This is a genomic window from Sphingomonas sp. Leaf230 (genome assembly GCF_001421745.1).
Taxonomy (GTDB): domain Bacteria; phylum Pseudomonadota; class Alphaproteobacteria; order Sphingomonadales; family Sphingomonadaceae; genus Sphingomonas.
On record NZ_LMKW01000013.1, the window covers coordinates 109,609 to 123,493 of the forward strand.

The following is a 13,885-nucleotide window of genomic DNA, read 5'->3' on the forward strand; positions in this document are numbered from 1 at the left end:
CACTGAGGAGAGAGACTGATGGCACGCGTCGCAATTGTAACCGGTGGTACGCGCGGAATCGGCGAAGCGATCAGTCTCGCGCTACAGGACATGGGCCTGACCGTAGCGGCCACCTATGCCGGCAACGATGACCGCGCCCGCGAATTCACCGAGCGCACCGGGATCAAGGCGTACAAGTGGGACGTCGCCGACTACGACGCGTGCCAGGCCGGCTGCGCGCAGGTCGCCGCCGATCTGGGCGATGTCGATATCGTCGTGAACAACGCGGGCATCACCCGTGACGGCACCATCCTGAAGATGACATACCAGGATTGGAAAGAGGTGATGGACACCAATCTAGGCGGGTGTTTCAACATGGCCAAGGCCGTATTCCCCGGCATGCGCACGCGCAAATGGGGACGGATCGTCAACATCGGCTCGATCAACGGGCAGGCCGGGCAGTACGGCCAGGTGAACTATGCTGCGGCCAAGTCCGGCATCCACGGCTTTACGAAAGCGTTAGCGCAAGAGGGTGCGCGTGCGGGCGTAACCGTCAACGCAATCGCGCCTGGGTATATCGATACGGACATGGTGGCGGCAGTGCCGGCCGACGTGCTGGAGAAGATCGTCGCGAAGATCCCGGTCGGGCGGCTGGGCCAGGCGACCGAGATCGCCCGCGGTGTCGCGTTCCTGTGCTCGGAGGAGGGCGGGTTCGTCACCGGGTCGACGTTGAGCATCAATGGCGGGCAGCACATGTACTGACGGGCGCAGGCAGCACAAAGCGCAGCCGATGCCCGCGAGCAAAAGCGAAGCGGGCAGCGCCCGGCACGGCCGGCGGGTCGGTTCACCGAACCCGTCCGACGACGGCTTTGCCGGCGGCGCTGAATAGATGTCTACCGGATTACCAAGCACAGTATTGCTTGATCCTGGGGCTCCGCCTTCGCGGGGGAACGAGTAGCGCTGCTTACACCGAACGCCACAGCGTCCGCGGCGAGCAAGGAAGCCAACGAAGCGCTCGGCAACCTACTCCCTCTCCCCTCCGGGGAGAGGGTCGGGGTGAGGGGCTGTTCCAAGCGCAGCATTGCTTGGCTACCCCTCACCCAACCCTCTCCCCGGAGGGGAGAGGCTACCCCGGCTCAACCGACGCCCCAGCCCCAATCATCCGTCGCTGGCGCGCTCGATATCCGCACCCACCGCGCTCAGCTTCTCCTCAAGACGCTCATACCCACGGTCGAGGTGATACACCCGGCCCACAGACGTCTCGCCATCCGCCGCCAACCCCGCCAAGATCAAGCTCATCGAAGCCCGCAGGTCGGTCGCCATAACCTGCGCCCCGACCAGCTTGTCGACGCCGCGGACCATCGCGGTACGGCCATGGACCTGAATGTCCGCGCCCATTCGTGCCAGTTCGGGTACGTGCATGTAGCGGTTCTCGAAGATCGTCTCGGTCAGCATGCTGGCGCCGTCGGCCATACAAAGCATTGCCATAAATTGGGCCTGCATGTCGGTCGCGAACCCGGGGTACGGCGCGGTCGAGAGGGTCAGGGGTTGCAGCCCGCCGTCCGAGGCCACGCGCACGCCGTCCTTGGTCGGCGTCACCGACACGCCCGCCTCCACCAGGGCATCGATCGTCGCGCCCATATCCGGGATCGACACGCCGACCAGCTCCAGGTCGCCGCCGGTGATCGCCGCCGCGCACGCATAGCTGCCCGCCTCGATCCGGTCGGGCATCACCGCATAGGTCGCGCCGTGGAGCCGATCGCGGCCTTCGATCGTCAGCGTCTCGGTGCCGATCCCGTCGATCGACGCGCCCATCGCGACTAGGCAGTTGCACAGGTCGACGATCTCCGGCTCGCGCGCGGCGTTCTCGATCACCGACGTTCCCTTGGCGAGCACCGCCGCCATCACGACGTTCTCGGTCGCGCCGACCGACACGATCGGGAAGCGATAACGTCCGCCCGGCAGACGTCCGCCCGGCGCGATCGCCTTCACATAACCCGCCGCCATCTCGAGCTCGGCACCGATCGCCTCAAGTGCGCGCAGGTGGAGGTCGATCGGGCGATTGCCGATCGCACAGCCGCCCGGCAGCGACACCGTCGCCTCGCCACCGCGCCCAAGCAGCGGCCCGAGCACCAGGATCGATGCACGCATCTTCCGGACGATGTCGTACGGCGCCTCGGTCGAGGTGAGGTTTCCCGCGCGGATCGTCATCACCCGGCCGAAATCCTCCGGCCGCGTGCCCTGGATCGCGGTCGACGCGCCAAGCTGGTTGAGCAGGTGGCCGAAGCCGTCGACATCCGCCAGCCGCGGCAAATTACGCAGCGTCAGCGGCTCTTCGGTCAGCAGCGCGCACGGCATCAGCGTGAGCGCGGCGTTCTTCGCGCCGGAGATGGGCAAGCGCCCGGACAGGCGATTGCCGCCGCGAATGAGAATACGGTCCATCCCGGGTGTCTATCGCGGCTGGCGTTCTGCGCAAGGGCCGCGCATCGATCGGGCGACAGGCGGATGCTGGCCGGGGGTCGAGTCCCGCGTCGGGACCGGGCGCGCCATCCGAAGCGCTAACACACCCCGCTTGATCGACTTTAATGCGCGGAAATCCTAGCTTTGCTCTGTGGTTCTCGAACATTGGGGACCATTACAGAGTGCCGGACAGCTGCTTCGCCGACCGCGTCGGCGATCTCATCGACCTGTCGATGAACGAGAAGGCTGCGTTAGCGCGGTTGGAGGAGCGCCCGCGAGACTTGCGTCGCGGTGCCGTCCTCGTGCGCGAGAATGATCCGCAGGCCGAACTCTTCATCCTGCAGCGCGGCATGGCGATGAGTTATGTGCTGCTCGACGACGGCAGCCGCCAGATTCTCCGCTTTCTCTATGCCGGCGACATGCTGGCGGTCTCCGCGCTGGTCTACCGCGATTCGCCCGAGACGGTGGTCGCGCTGACCGACTGCACGGTGTGCTCATTCGATCGCTCGGCGATGACCGGGCTGGTCACCGATCATCCACGGCTGTCGGCGCTCATCATGGTCATGAACCAGATGGAGAAGGTCGCGCTGACCGACCGGCTCGCCGCGCTCGGCTAAGGCGCGGATCGCGGCGTTGCTACTTGAGATGCGTAACCGCCTCCGGATGCGCGATCGCGCTATGGGCAACAGCTTCACGCTCGGTCTGACGCAGGAGGAGATCGGCGACGCCACCGGCCTCACGGCGGTCCACGTCAACCGCATGCTGCGCCAGCTCGAAGAGGACGGCCTGATCCGCCGCGAGATGGGCCGCGTCACGCTGCTCAACGAGGTGCAACTGGCGCAGGCGGCGAACTACATCGACCGCTTCGAAGGGCTCGACCTGCGCTGGTTGCCGCCAGCGCGGTGAACCTCGATCCTACCCCGTCAGAGGGTAGGAGAGATCAGGTCAAGCCTTCTCCAGCGTGCACTGTAGCGGGTGCTGGTTCTGCTTGGCGAAATCCATCACCTGCGACACCTTGGTCTCCGCCACCTCGTAGCTGAACGTACCACACACCCCGACGCCCTTCTGGTGAACATGCAGCATCACGCGAGTCGCGGCCTCCATGTCCATGCGGAAGAAGCGCTGGAGACACAGCACGACGAATTCCATCGGCGTATAGTCGTCGTTGAGCATCAGCACGCGGTACGGCGTCGGCTGTTTGGTCTTCGCGCGCGTCTTGGTCGCGATGCCGGCGCCGGTACCGCCCCCGGTGCCATCATGGCCGTCCTCGCCATTATCGTCGCGGCGCTCGGCCATCTGCTCGCCCGTCCGCTGGGGAGTCGTCATTTCAGGGGTCAAAAGCATGCTGCCAAAATATGGCATGCCGGGGGGCAAGGGCAAGGGGGCGCCGGCACACGTCGCGCGAAAACCGCAAACGCAAAAGGGGCGACCGTCGCGTGACGGCCGCCCCTTTCGTAACGCACTGCCCGAAGGTGGCGCGCTGTCGACTTAGGCCGAGATCTTCATCTTGTCGGTCGCGACCGCAACGCGGTTCGAGATCGGCTGTGCGAACTCGCCGAACATCTTCAGCATCCGCTCGGTCGAGCGCGAGCCCTCGGCGATCATCGTGTCGAACGCGGTGCGCGCATAATCGCCCTGGAGCTTCATGAACTCGGTTGGCGACTTGGCGGCGGCGAGCGTCTTGGCGGCTTCGGTCGCGCTCTCGAACGAGGTCTTGGCGTAGTCGGCAGCTTCCTGGCCGAGCGCCTCGACGTTCTTCGCGGCGATCTTCGACGACTCGACGAGCGCCTCGACGTTGCCCTTGCCGAATGCGACGAAATCTTCCGCCATCTTCGCCGACTTCTCCATCGCGCCCTTGGCCTGCTCGTTGAATTCGGCAGTGTTCGCGCCGCTGAAGAGGGCCTTGGTCTTCTCGGTGATGCTCTGGATCGTGTCCATTATGGCGTCCTTTGTTTCGCTGGCAGGGATCCCCGTTGGCGCAACGGCCTGAATCGGGGCGGGAATGTCCGTGTGCGGCGATACAAAAGCAGCCGCGAGAGGTTGAGGTGCCGGCGTCTTGGCGATCGGCTCGAATGCCGGTTTCGCCGGCTTGGCGACGGTCCGAGGAGCCTTCGCGATGGCGGCAGGCTTCGAACCGGCCTTGGCCGTCCGTTTCACGATATCCACCATCCACGCACCTCTCTTCGGAGTTATGTCGCGGTCTTCATACACCAATTCTCGCGCCGCACAATAAAATTGTGCACTGCACCATGACGCGCACGTAAGGTGGCGCTATCGGCTCTTTACATACTCGCCCGGCGCCTCACCGAGCGCCTTCAGCGCCCCCTTGCCCGGCAGCCGCGCGCCGTCCGCCGCGACCGTCTCGACGCCAAGTGCACGCAACCATTCGACCCAGTCCGGCCACCAGCTACCCTTCGTCTCGGTCGCGCCGGCAACGAAGTCCTCGAGCGTCGTGTGCGCGCCCGGATTGGTCCAGTATTGATACTTCCCCGCAGCCGGCGGGTTGACCACGCCCGCGATATGCCCCGAGCCCGCGAGCACGAACTTCAGCGGCCCGGCAAACAAGTGCGTGAGTTTCCAGACGCTTTCGGCCGGCGCGATATGATCCTCGCGCCCCGCCTGGACATAGCTCGGCGTGGAGACCTTGGTGAGGTCGATCGGCGTACCGTCCACCGTCATCGTGCCGGTCACCAGCAAATTGTCGCGGTACAGGTCGGTCAGATAGCTCAGATGCCATTTCGCGGGCAGGTTGGTCGTGTCGCCGTTCCAGTGGAGCAAGTCGAACGGCACGTAATCCTGCCCCAGCAGGTAATTCTGCGTGACGTAGTTCCAAATCAGGTCGCGCCCGCGCAACAGGTTGAACGTCGTCGCCATGTAGCGCCCGTCGAGGAACCCCTCGGGCGACAGCGACGCGACCATCTTCAGCTGCTCGTCGTCGATGAAATGCTGCAGCTCGCCGGCCTGCGCGAAATCGACCTGCGCGGTAAAGAACGTCGCGCTAGCCACCTTCGCGGCCTCCCCCCGCGCCGCCAGCAGCGCCAGCGTCGCAGCCAGCGTCGTCCCCGCCACGCAATATCCGATCGTATGCACCGCCGGCACGTCGATCGCGGCGCGCACCGTGTCGATCGCCTCGACCTGCGCACCGACATAATCGTCCCAGACGACGTCCTTCATGCTCGAATCGGCGGATTTCCACGACACCATGAACACGGTGATGCCCTGTTCGACCGCCCAGCGGATGAAGCTCTTCTCCGGCGTCAGGTCGAGGATGTAGAACCGGTTGATCCACGGCGGAAAGATGACGAGCGGCGTCGCCAGCACGCTCTCGGTGGTCGGACTATACTGGATCAGCTCGTAGAGCGGCGTACGTTTCACCACCTTGCCCGGCGTCATCGCCAAGTTGCGCCCGAGCTCGAACGCGCCGTCGGGCGTGTGCGTCACCTGCCCGCGGGCAAGATCCGCCATCATGTTCTGCAAGCCCTTCAGCAGATTCTCGCCGCGGGTCTCGATCGTCTTCTCGATCACCTGCGGGTTGGTCAGCGCGAAATTGGTCGGGCTCATCGCATCGACGAACCCCTTGGTCGCGAACCGCAACTGCTCCTTCTGCTTGGGGTCGAGCCCGTCCACCGCCTCGACGCCGCGGAGCATGTGGTCGCCGATCAGTTCGTAGCTCTGGCGGATCAGGTCGAACACGGGCTCCCGCCACTGCGGCGCCTTGAAGCGCTTATCGGTTATCGGCGCGGGTCCGGGCGCCTTGGTTGGATCGAGGAAGCGCTGCCACAGCGTCAGGCTCTCGGTCCAGAAGTCGCGGGCGCGCTCCAGGGTGGCGGGATCGGTGAAGCCGGGGATTGCGGGGAGGCCGTCAGGCTTAGCCTGCATCGCGGCGAGGCCCTGCTCCATCATCAACTGCTGCGCGCGGCCCATCACCCAGGTCCAGTGCTGGAGATCGGGAAGGGTCGGGGCGTCGGAAGGCGTATCGGCCATGGCATCCTCTGCTTTTTCGGTTGCTTAACGCAGTCGCGCGGCTAGCGGAAGCTAACTGCCCTGTACGACGTACCGTCACGATTCCCGTCTGCCGCGATTCTGTCGTCTGCGACGAGCCCGTCATCTGCCCTGACTCCGTCCCTCACCAACCCCACCCCCCGTCACCCCAGCGAAAGCTGGGGTATCCCCGTTGTCGAAGGGTGCGACCCGAACCGGGATACCCCAGCTTTCGCTGGGGTGACGGAAGTTGGGTGACGGAAGTTGGGTGACGAGGGTTGGTGGCGACGAGGGTTGATGGTGACCGGGGTTGGTGGTGACGGGGTTGGTGGTGACGGGGTTGGTGGTGACGGGGATCAGGCGACGGGGGTTGAGCGCGACGGCGGTCGGTGGTGACGGGCATGACGCGATGACGGACGTCACGGCCGTCTCAGCGTGACGGTCGCAACGCCGCGACGGGGTTGGTCACGGTAGCGACTACGGGGGATGACGACAGCTTCGATGCCCGGAATGACGGAGTGGGTGACGCTTCCCCTTACCTGCGGTACAGCACCTGCTCCTCCAGCTTGAGGCTGATCATGTCCGAAGATTTCTACCGCATCAAACGCCTGCCCCCTTATGTCATCGCCGAAGTGAACGCGATGCGGGCGGCGGCGCGCGCGGGCGGGGAGGACATCATCGATCTCGGCATGGGCAATCCCGACCTGCCGCCGCCCGAGCACGTCATCGAGAAGCTCGTCGAAGTCGCACGCAAACCCGGTGCGCACGGCTATTCGCAGTCGAAGGGCATTCCCGGCCTGCGGAAAGCCCAGGCGAATTACTACGGCCGGCGGTTCGGCGTCGACGTCGATCCCGAGACCGAGGTCGTCGTCACGATGGGCTCGAAGGAGGGCCTCGCGAGTCTGGCCACCGCCATCACCGCGCCCGGCGACGTCGTGCTCGCGCCCAACCCGTCCTATCCGATCCACACGTTCGGCTTCATCATCGCCGGCGCGACGATCCGCGCGGTGCCGACGACCCCCGACGAGGCGTATTTCGAAAGCCTCGAGCGCGCGATGGCGTTCACCGTCCCGCGCCCGTCGATCCTGGTCGTCAACTATCCGTCCAACCCGACGGCAGAGGCGGTCGATCTTGCCTTCTACGAGCGCCTCGTCGCGTGGGCGAAGGAGAACCAGGTCTGGATCATCTCCGACCTCGCCTATTCGGAGCTGTATTACGACGGCAACCCGACCCCCTCGATCCTGCAGGTGCCGGGCGCGAAGGAAATCGCGATCGAGTTCACGTCGCTCAGCAAGACCTATTCGATGGCAGGCTGGCGGATCGGCTTCGCGGTCGGCAACAAGACGCTGATCGCTGCAATGTCGCGCGTGAAGTCGTACCTCGACTACGGCGCATTCACGCCGATCCAGGCTGCCGCCTGTGCCGCATTGAACGGTCCGCAGGACATCGTCGAGCGCAATCGCCTACTGTATCACAAGCGCCGCGACGTCATGGTCGAGAGCTTCGGCCGGGCCGGCTGGGACATTCCCTCCCCTCGCGCGTCGATGTTCGCCTGGGCGCCATTGCCGCCCGCGCTCGCGCATTTAGGTAGCCTTGAGTTCACCAAACAATTGCTGACTCACGCGCACGTCGCCGTTGCTCCAGGCGTGGGCTACGGCGAAAACGGCGAGGGCTATGTGAGGATCGCGATGGTCGAGAACGAACAGCGGCTCCGCCAGGCGGCGCGCAACGTGAAGAAATATCTCCAGTCGATGGGCGTCAACACGCCCGCGCGTGGCGCCGGCTAACCCGCCAGCGTGGATATCAATCCGTTATATTCGGTGGCCGGCGTGCTCGTCGGCCTCATCGTCGGGCTGACGGGTGTCGGCGGCGGGTCGCTGATGACGCCGCTGCTGGTGCTCGTCTTCGGCTTCCACCCCGCCACCGCGGTCGGTACCGACCTGCTCTACGCGTCCGCGACCAAGACGGTCGGGACGACGGTGCATGGCTGGCGCGGCACGGTCGACTGGAAGGTCGTACGTCGGCTCGCGACCGGCAGCGTCCCCGCCGCGATCGCGACGTTGCTCGTGCTCAACCATCTCGGCGAGAAATCGTCCGACACCGGCCACGCGATCACCGTGGTGCTTGGCGTCACGCTGATCCTGTCGGCAGTCGCGACCTTCTTCCGCGGTAAGATCGTCGCGTGGCTTACCCCGCGGATCGGCACGGTCGGCGGCGAGCGGCAGGCGATGCTGACGATCCTGCTCGGCGCAGTCCTCGGCGTGCTCGTCTCGCTCACCTCGGTCGGCGCTGGCGCGCTGGGCATGACCGCGTTGTTGATCCTGTACCCGACGCTGCCGATCAACCGGCTGGTCGGATCGGACATCGCCCACGCGGTGCCGCTGACGCTGCTCGGCGGGATCGGTCACTGGATCCTCGGCTCGGTCGACGTCGACCTGCTCGTGTCGCTGCTGATCGGGTCGATACCGGGCATCATCGTCGGCAGCCTGATCGCGACGCGCGTCTCCGACCGGGTGCTGGTCCCAGTACTCGCGACCGTGCTGGCGTTGATCGGCGTGAAGCTGATCTTCTGACATGCGGCCGGGGTTCGCCTTCTCGACTAGGTTCCGCGTCCGCTATGCCGAGATCGACGGACAGCGCATCGTCTTCAACTCGCGCTATCTCGAATATGCCGACGTCGCGGTCACCGAGTTCTGGGAATGGACCGGGATCGCCGAGGCGCTGCCCGATGTCTGGCCGACCACCGAGTTCAACGTCCGCCGGACCGAGATCGACTACCTCAAGCCGTTCCGCCTTGGGGATACGGTCGAGGCGTTCGTGCGGATCGAGAAGATCGGCACGACGAGCCTGACGAAGCGGTTCGAACTTGCACATGCGGAGACGGGGGAATTGCACACGGTGATCACGATGGTCAGCGTGCACGTCGACCTGGAGACCGGCCGCCCGGTGGCACTCCCAAATGCGATCCGCACGGTGCTGGAAGCGCTACCTACCCGCTAACGCAACACCCCCCCCTCCCTGGAAGGGAGGGGTAGGGGGTGGGTCGGCCCGTTGGCGAGCAATAGCACCAGCCCCAAGCCGACCCACCCCCAGCCCCTCCCTTCCAGGGAGGGGAGCAGAAGGAGGCCTACTCCCCCGCCTGAGCTTCGGCCTCTACCCCATCCCCAGCGACCTCGCCCGGAAGCGCCCAGATCAGGTCCCCCTTTCCCAGCACGCGCCCGTCATGCGACCGCACCGACACCGGCTGCAACGGCCGCCGATCGCGCGCGTCGACCAAGATCGGGAACGCCGGCACGCACGTCTCCCACCGCTCGCCCCATTGCCGCAGCGCGATCATCGTCGGCAGCAATGCGAAACCCTTGTCGGTCAGACCGTAGGCGATCTTGCGTCGATCCTCCGGGATAGGTTGCCGCTCCAGGATCCCGTGCTCGACCAGCCGCGCCAGCCGGTTCGCGAGGATATTGCGCGCAATGCCCAGCTCCGACTGGAACTCCTCGAAATGATGCAGACCATTGAACGACGCGCGCAGGATCAGGAACGACCAGCGCTCGCCCATCGCCTCCAGCGCGGCGGGCAGGCTGCATTCGAGCAGGGGTTCGCGCAATTTTCCCACGGCGTCTTCCTTATTGGACAGCAACGGTACCGCATAAAAGGCCGAAGCGAAATGGTCCTCCGATTTCAGTTGCAACTCGCAACTAATCGGAATAGGTCTCGATTAGAAACCTTTTAGGAGTCTACCGATGTCCGTCATCACCCGCGCCCTTCTGACCGCCGTTCCCGCCCTGACGACGGGGTTCGCCACACTGGTCGCGACACCGGCATCGGCCCAGACCCCCATCAATTATTATGTAGCCGTCCCTGCCGCCGCGCCCACTTCCACCCGGCTGATCACCAACGGCACGCCGTGGCGCTGGGAGAATGCGGCATTCGTCTCCAGCAAGGCACCGCAGCGCGACGTGATCCTCTGCGCCGCGGTCGCCAAGCGCGTCGGGCCGCTCGCCAGTTTCACGGTCGCGGGCAAGGCCTATGACGCCGACGCGCTCGCCACGTGCAACAACCACGCGAAATAACGAGGAATTTGTTGCAATGCATCGCAACCCGGCCCCATCTATAAGCCGTGTTGCGCCAATATGAACTGGTCGATCGCGTCCTCGACTACGATCCCGATGCCGATGAGGCGCTGCTGAACCGCGCCTATGTCTTCTCGATGCAGGCGCACGGGTCGCAGAAGCGCGCGAGCGGCGATCCGTATTTCAGCCATCCGATCGAGGTGGCCGGGATCCTGACCGACCTCCATCTCGATGCCGAGACGATCGCCACCGCGATCCTCCACGACACGATCGAGGACACGGTCGCCACGCCCGAGGAGATCGAGCGACTGTTCGGCGCCTCGGTCGCGCGTCTCGTCGACGGCGTGACGAAGCTCAGCAAGATCGAGGCGCAGACCGAGAACGAGCGCGCGGCGGAGAACCTGCGCAAATTCCTCCTCGCGATGTCGGACGACATCCGCGTGTTGCTGGTCAAGCTCGCCGACCGGCTGCACAACATGCGGACCCTCCACCATATCGCCAAGCCCGAGAAGCGCCGTCGCATCGCCAAGGAGACGATGGACATCTACGCGCCGCTCGCGGAGCGGATCGGCATGTACGAGTTCATGCGCGAGATGCAGTCGCTGGCGTTCGAACAGCTCGAACCCGAAGCGTCCGAATCGATCAACCGCCGCCTCGAACAGCTGAAGAAGGGCGATGGCGACCGGATCGCCAAGATCGCCTCCGGCCTCAAGCTGGTCCTGTCGCGCGCCGGCGTCGAAGCGGAAATCTCGGGGCGCGAGAAGCATCCCTATTCGATCTTCCGGAAGATGTCGGAGCGCCACATCAGCTTCGAACAGCTGTCCGACGTCATGGCGTTCCGCGCGATCGTGCCGACCGAGGAGGATTGCTACCGCGTGCTCGGGATCATCCACCAGCGCTGGCCGATGGTGCCGGGCCGGTTCAAGGATTACATCTCGACGCCCAAGCGCAACGGCTATCGCTCGTTGCACACCTCGGTGATCCACGCCGACAGCGCGCGGATCGAGATCCAGATCCGTACCGCCGACATGCACGCACAGGCCGAGTTCGGGCTGGCGGCGCACTGGGCGTACAAGCAACAGATCAACGGCAGCGACCGGCAGGTCAGCTGGATCCGCGACTTGGTCGAGATCCTCGACACCGCCGAGAGCCCGGAAGAACTGCTCGAACACACGCGGATGGCGATGTACACCGATCGCATCTTCGCGTTCACGCCGAAGGGCGAACTGATCCAGCTGCCCAAGGGCGCGACCTCGATCGACTTTGCGTATGCGGTGCACACCGATCTCGGCGACCAGGCGGTCGGCGCGAAGGTCAACGGTCGCGTCGTGCCGCTGTCGACGGTGATCGAGAATGGCGACCAAGTGCAGATCCTGCGCTCGAAGGGCCAGTCGCCGCAGCCGCAATGGCTCAACGTCGCGACCACTGGCAAGGCGCTCGCCGCGATCCGCCGGCACCTGCGCCAGAAGGAGCGCGTCGAGCAGATAGCGCTCGGCCGCACGCTGTACGACGACATCGTCACCCGCCTGCCCGCGCAGATCGGCACCGATGCGCTTAGCCACGCGCTGAAGCGGCTGAAGCTGCCCGACGATTCGTCGCTGATGGTCGCGATCGCGCGGCGGACGCTGTCCGATGCTGCTGTAATGGAGGCGCTGATGCCGGGTTCGGCCGGCGCCGACGTCACGCATGCGCTGGCGCCGCAATCGAGCGCGATCTCGATCAAGGGCCTGACCCCCGGAGTCGCCTACGACTTGGCGACGTGCTGCCATCCCGTGCCGGGCGACCGGATCGTCGGCTTGCGTCGGCCCGATGCGGGGATCGAGGTCCACGCGATCGACTGCCGCGTGCTGGGAGAGCTCGCCGAGCGTTCCGAGAACGAGACCGACTGGGTCGACGTCGCCTGGGGTGATGAGACCGAGGGCGCCGTCGCACGCATATCGGTGATGGTGAAGAACGAGCCCGGCTCGCTCGGTATCGTCTCGTCGATCATCGGCGGGCACAAGGCGAACATCATCAACCTGCGGCTCGATACGCGCGACAAGAGCTTCCACACCAACGAGATCGACGTCGAGGTCCACGACGTGCAGCAGCTGATGCGGCTGATGGCGGGCCTGCGCGCGGCGGATGCGGTGCATACCGTGGAGCGGGTCTAGAAACATCCGACGATGACGGCGGGCGCGACGGACGCTAGACGGGGCAGATGAACCGTCCGTCCCTTTCGATCGTCGTCCCCTGCTATAACGAGGCGGCGTGCCTCGACATCCTGCACGCACGCATTTCCGGCGCGGCAAAGGTCGCGGTCGGGGACGATTACGAAATTGTCCTGATCAACGACGGCTCGCGCGACGACAGCTGGCCGGTGATGCAGCGCCTCGCCGCCGCCGATCCGCGGCTGGTCGCGATCAATTTGTCCCGCAACCACGGCCACCAGCTGGCGCTGACCGCCGGGCTCGATCTCTGCGCCGGCGAGCAGATCCTGATCATCGACGCGGACCTCCAGGATCCACCCGAACTCCTGTCCGACATGCGCGCGGCGATGGCGGCGAGCCAAGCGGACGTCGTCTACGCCGTCCGCCGCCAGCGGGCGGGCGAGACGGTGTTCAAGAAAGCCACCGCTGCCGCCTTCTATCGCCTGCTAACCCGGATGACCGAAACGCCGATCCCGCTCGACACCGGCGACTTCCGCCTGATGAGCCGACGCGCGCTGGATGCGTTCCTGTCGCTCCCCGAACAAGCACGCTTCATCCGCGGCATGGTCGCCTGGATCGGCTTCAAGCAGGTCCCCTTTCCCTACGACCGCGCGGAGCGATTGGCGGGCGAGACGAGCTACCCGCTGGCGAAGATGATCCGACTCGCGTTCGACGCAGTCACCGGCTTCTCGACCGCGCCGTTGCGCTTCGCCAGTCACGCCGGGCTCGCGCTGACCGGCGTGTCGCTGCTGCTGTTCGTCTATATCGCGATTGGTTGGCTATCGGGGAGCGCGGTGCAGGGCTGGACCTCGACGATGCTCGTCACCGTGTTCCTCGGCGCGGTGCAGATGTTCGTGCTGGGGATGATCGGCGAGTATCTCGGACGACTGTACGTCGAGTCGAAACGCCGGCCGCTGTATATCGTCGCCGACGTTGCGGGGCCGATCCAGGGCAAGGCGACCTTGGGGTTTCGTGCGGAACCGGTGGACGTGGTGCGGTTGCCTAACGCGTCCCTTCCCTCCCACCCCGAATAACGAACGCGCCTGCCGATCACAACACCACCCCGGCGAAGGCCGGGGCTCAGTTGGCAAGGTCGCAGTGACGAAGCGCGCCCGACGTCAGCAACGTTCCCCAACTGGGCCCCGGCCTTCGCCGGGGTGGTGGTTGGAGATGCGCCTAAGATCCCCCCTCCGTTCGTGCTGAGCG

14 protein-coding genes are annotated in these 13,885 nt (G+C 65.5%); 9 read left to right on the top strand and 5 right to left on the bottom strand.

Translation table 11 applies throughout. The annotated features are described in order from the left end of the window. Positions 1–18 precede the first annotated feature (18 nt). Entirely contained in the window at positions 19–741 is a 723-nt protein-coding gene (gene phbB / locus ASE82_RS17610) for an acetoacetyl-CoA reductase (protein WP_056066403.1), read from the top strand. Positions 742–1,137: 396 nt separating this feature from the next. Here phbB and murA read toward each other — a convergent pair whose 3' ends face one another. Further along, on the bottom strand, positions 1,138–2,421 hold the full coding sequence (gene murA / locus ASE82_RS17620) for a UDP-N-acetylglucosamine 1-carboxyvinyltransferase (protein ID WP_056066409.1): 1,284 nt from the start codon (positions 2,419–2,421) through the stop codon (positions 1,138–1,140). A gap of 200 nt (positions 2,422–2,621) precedes the next feature. Here murA and ASE82_RS20330 point away from each other — a divergent pair, with 200 nt between their 5' ends. Both ASE82_RS20330 and ASE82_RS20335 read left to right on the top strand, forming a co-directional pair. Then, positions 2,622–3,056 (top strand): Crp/Fnr family transcriptional regulator, encoded by a 435-nt coding sequence (locus ASE82_RS20330; RefSeq protein ID WP_335337815.1) that lies wholly within the window; start codon positions 2,622–2,624, stop codon positions 3,054–3,056. 28 nt (positions 3,057–3,084) lie between these two features. After that, complete coding sequence (locus ASE82_RS20335; RefSeq protein WP_335337816.1) at positions 3,085–3,345, top strand: helix-turn-helix domain-containing protein; 261 nt, start codon at positions 3,085–3,087, stop codon at positions 3,343–3,345. A 39-nt stretch (positions 3,346–3,384) separates the two neighbouring features. Here the strand turns inward: ASE82_RS20335 and clpS are convergent, their stop codons facing one another. The 3 genes from clpS to ASE82_RS17640 form a co-directional block, all read right to left on the bottom strand. Next, a complete protein-coding gene (gene clpS / locus ASE82_RS17630) occupies positions 3,385–3,735 on the bottom strand; it encodes an ATP-dependent Clp protease adapter ClpS (protein ID WP_056066412.1) in 351 nt (116 codons plus the stop codon). Positions 3,736–3,927: 192 nt separating this feature from the next. Beyond that, complete coding sequence (locus ASE82_RS17635) at positions 3,928–4,377, bottom strand: phasin family protein (protein WP_162236761.1); 450 nt, start codon at positions 4,375–4,377, stop codon at positions 3,928–3,930. A gap of 333 nt (positions 4,378–4,710) precedes the next feature. Continuing rightward, positions 4,711–6,423 carry a PHA/PHB synthase family protein gene (locus ASE82_RS17640; RefSeq protein WP_056066420.1) on the bottom strand — a complete coding sequence of 571 codons (1,713 nt, stop codon included), beginning with the start codon at positions 6,421–6,423 and terminating at the stop codon, positions 4,711–4,713. A 575-nt stretch (positions 6,424–6,998) separates the two neighbouring features. Here ASE82_RS17640 and ASE82_RS17645 point away from each other — a divergent pair. Genes ASE82_RS17645 through ASE82_RS17655 form a run of 3 tightly spaced genes read left to right on the top strand, consistent with a single transcriptional unit; the run spans position 6,999 to position 9,420 of the window. Further along, positions 6,999–8,207, top strand: coding sequence for an LL-diaminopimelate aminotransferase (locus ASE82_RS17645; protein WP_056066422.1), 1,209 nt, complete (start codon positions 6,999–7,001; stop codon positions 8,205–8,207). A 9-nt stretch (positions 8,208–8,216) separates the two neighbouring features. Continuing rightward, complete coding sequence (locus tag ASE82_RS17650) at positions 8,217–8,993, top strand: sulfite exporter TauE/SafE family protein (RefSeq protein WP_056066425.1); 777 nt, start codon at positions 8,217–8,219, stop codon at positions 8,991–8,993. 1 nt (position 8,994) lies between these two features. Next, positions 8,995–9,420 (top strand): acyl-CoA thioesterase, encoded by a 426-nt coding sequence (locus tag ASE82_RS17655; protein ID WP_056066428.1) that lies wholly within the window; start codon positions 8,995–8,997, stop codon positions 9,418–9,420. Positions 9,421–9,547: 127 nt separating this feature from the next. Here the strand turns inward: ASE82_RS17655 and ASE82_RS17660 are convergent, their stop codons facing one another. Further along, positions 9,548–9,976 carry a winged helix-turn-helix transcriptional regulator gene (locus tag ASE82_RS17660; protein WP_056066603.1) on the bottom strand — a complete coding sequence of 143 codons (429 nt, stop codon included), beginning with the start codon at positions 9,974–9,976 and terminating at the stop codon, positions 9,548–9,550. A gap of 184 nt (positions 9,977–10,160) precedes the next feature. On the opposite strand from ASE82_RS17660, the gene ASE82_RS17665 reads away from it, so the two are divergent. Genes ASE82_RS17665 through ASE82_RS17675 form a run of 3 tightly spaced genes read left to right on the top strand, consistent with a single transcriptional unit; the run spans position 10,161 to position 13,713 of the window. Beyond that, positions 10,161–10,490 carry a CC_3452 family protein gene (locus tag ASE82_RS17665; protein WP_056066431.1) on the top strand — a complete coding sequence of 110 codons (330 nt, stop codon included), beginning with the start codon at positions 10,161–10,163 and terminating at the stop codon, positions 10,488–10,490. A gap of 47 nt (positions 10,491–10,537) precedes the next feature. Continuing rightward, a complete protein-coding gene (locus ASE82_RS17670; RefSeq protein WP_056066433.1) occupies positions 10,538–12,643 on the top strand; it encodes a RelA/SpoT family protein in 2,106 nt (701 codons plus the stop codon). Positions 12,644–12,690: 47 nt separating this feature from the next. Further along, positions 12,691–13,713 carry a glycosyltransferase family 2 protein gene (locus ASE82_RS17675; RefSeq protein WP_056066436.1) on the top strand — a complete coding sequence of 341 codons (1,023 nt, stop codon included), beginning with the start codon at positions 12,691–12,693 and terminating at the stop codon, positions 13,711–13,713. Positions 13,714–13,885: the final 172 nt, after the last annotated feature.

What these genes read in the sequence shown, in the direction of transcription:
- phbB (WP_056066403.1), top strand. Translation starts at nt 19, where the DNA reads ATGGCACGCGTCGCAATTGTAACCGGTGGTACGCGCGGAATCGGCGAA.
- murA (WP_056066409.1), bottom strand. Translation starts at nt 2,421, where the DNA reads ATGGACCGTATTCTCATTCGCGGCGGCAATCGCCTGTCCGGGCGCTTG.
- ASE82_RS20335 (WP_335337816.1), top strand. Translation starts at nt 3,085, where the DNA reads ATGCGTAACCGCCTCCGGATGCGCGATCGCGCTATGGGCAACAGCTTC.
- clpS (WP_056066412.1), bottom strand. Translation starts at nt 3,735, where the DNA reads ATGGCCGAGCGCCGCGACGATAATGGCGAGGACGGCCATGATGGCACC.
- ASE82_RS17635 (WP_162236761.1), bottom strand. Translation starts at nt 4,377, where the DNA reads ATGGACACGATCCAGAGCATCACCGAGAAGACCAAGGCCCTCTTCAGC.
- ASE82_RS17640 (WP_056066420.1), bottom strand. Translation starts at nt 6,423, where the DNA reads ATGGCCGATACGCCTTCCGACGCCCCGACCCTTCCCGATCTCCAGCAC.
- ASE82_RS17645 (WP_056066422.1), top strand. Translation starts at nt 6,999, where the DNA reads ATGTCCGAAGATTTCTACCGCATCAAACGCCTGCCCCCTTATGTCATC.
- ASE82_RS17655 (WP_056066428.1), top strand. Translation starts at nt 8,995, where the DNA reads ATGCGGCCGGGGTTCGCCTTCTCGACTAGGTTCCGCGTCCGCTATGCC.
- ASE82_RS17660 (WP_056066603.1), bottom strand. Translation starts at nt 9,976, where the DNA reads ATGGGCGAGCGCTGGTCGTTCCTGATCCTGCGCGCGTCGTTCAATGGT.
- ASE82_RS17665 (WP_056066431.1), top strand. Translation starts at nt 10,161, where the DNA reads ATGTCCGTCATCACCCGCGCCCTTCTGACCGCCGTTCCCGCCCTGACG.
- ASE82_RS17675 (WP_056066436.1), top strand. Translation starts at nt 12,691, where the DNA reads ATGAACCGTCCGTCCCTTTCGATCGTCGTCCCCTGCTATAACGAGGCG.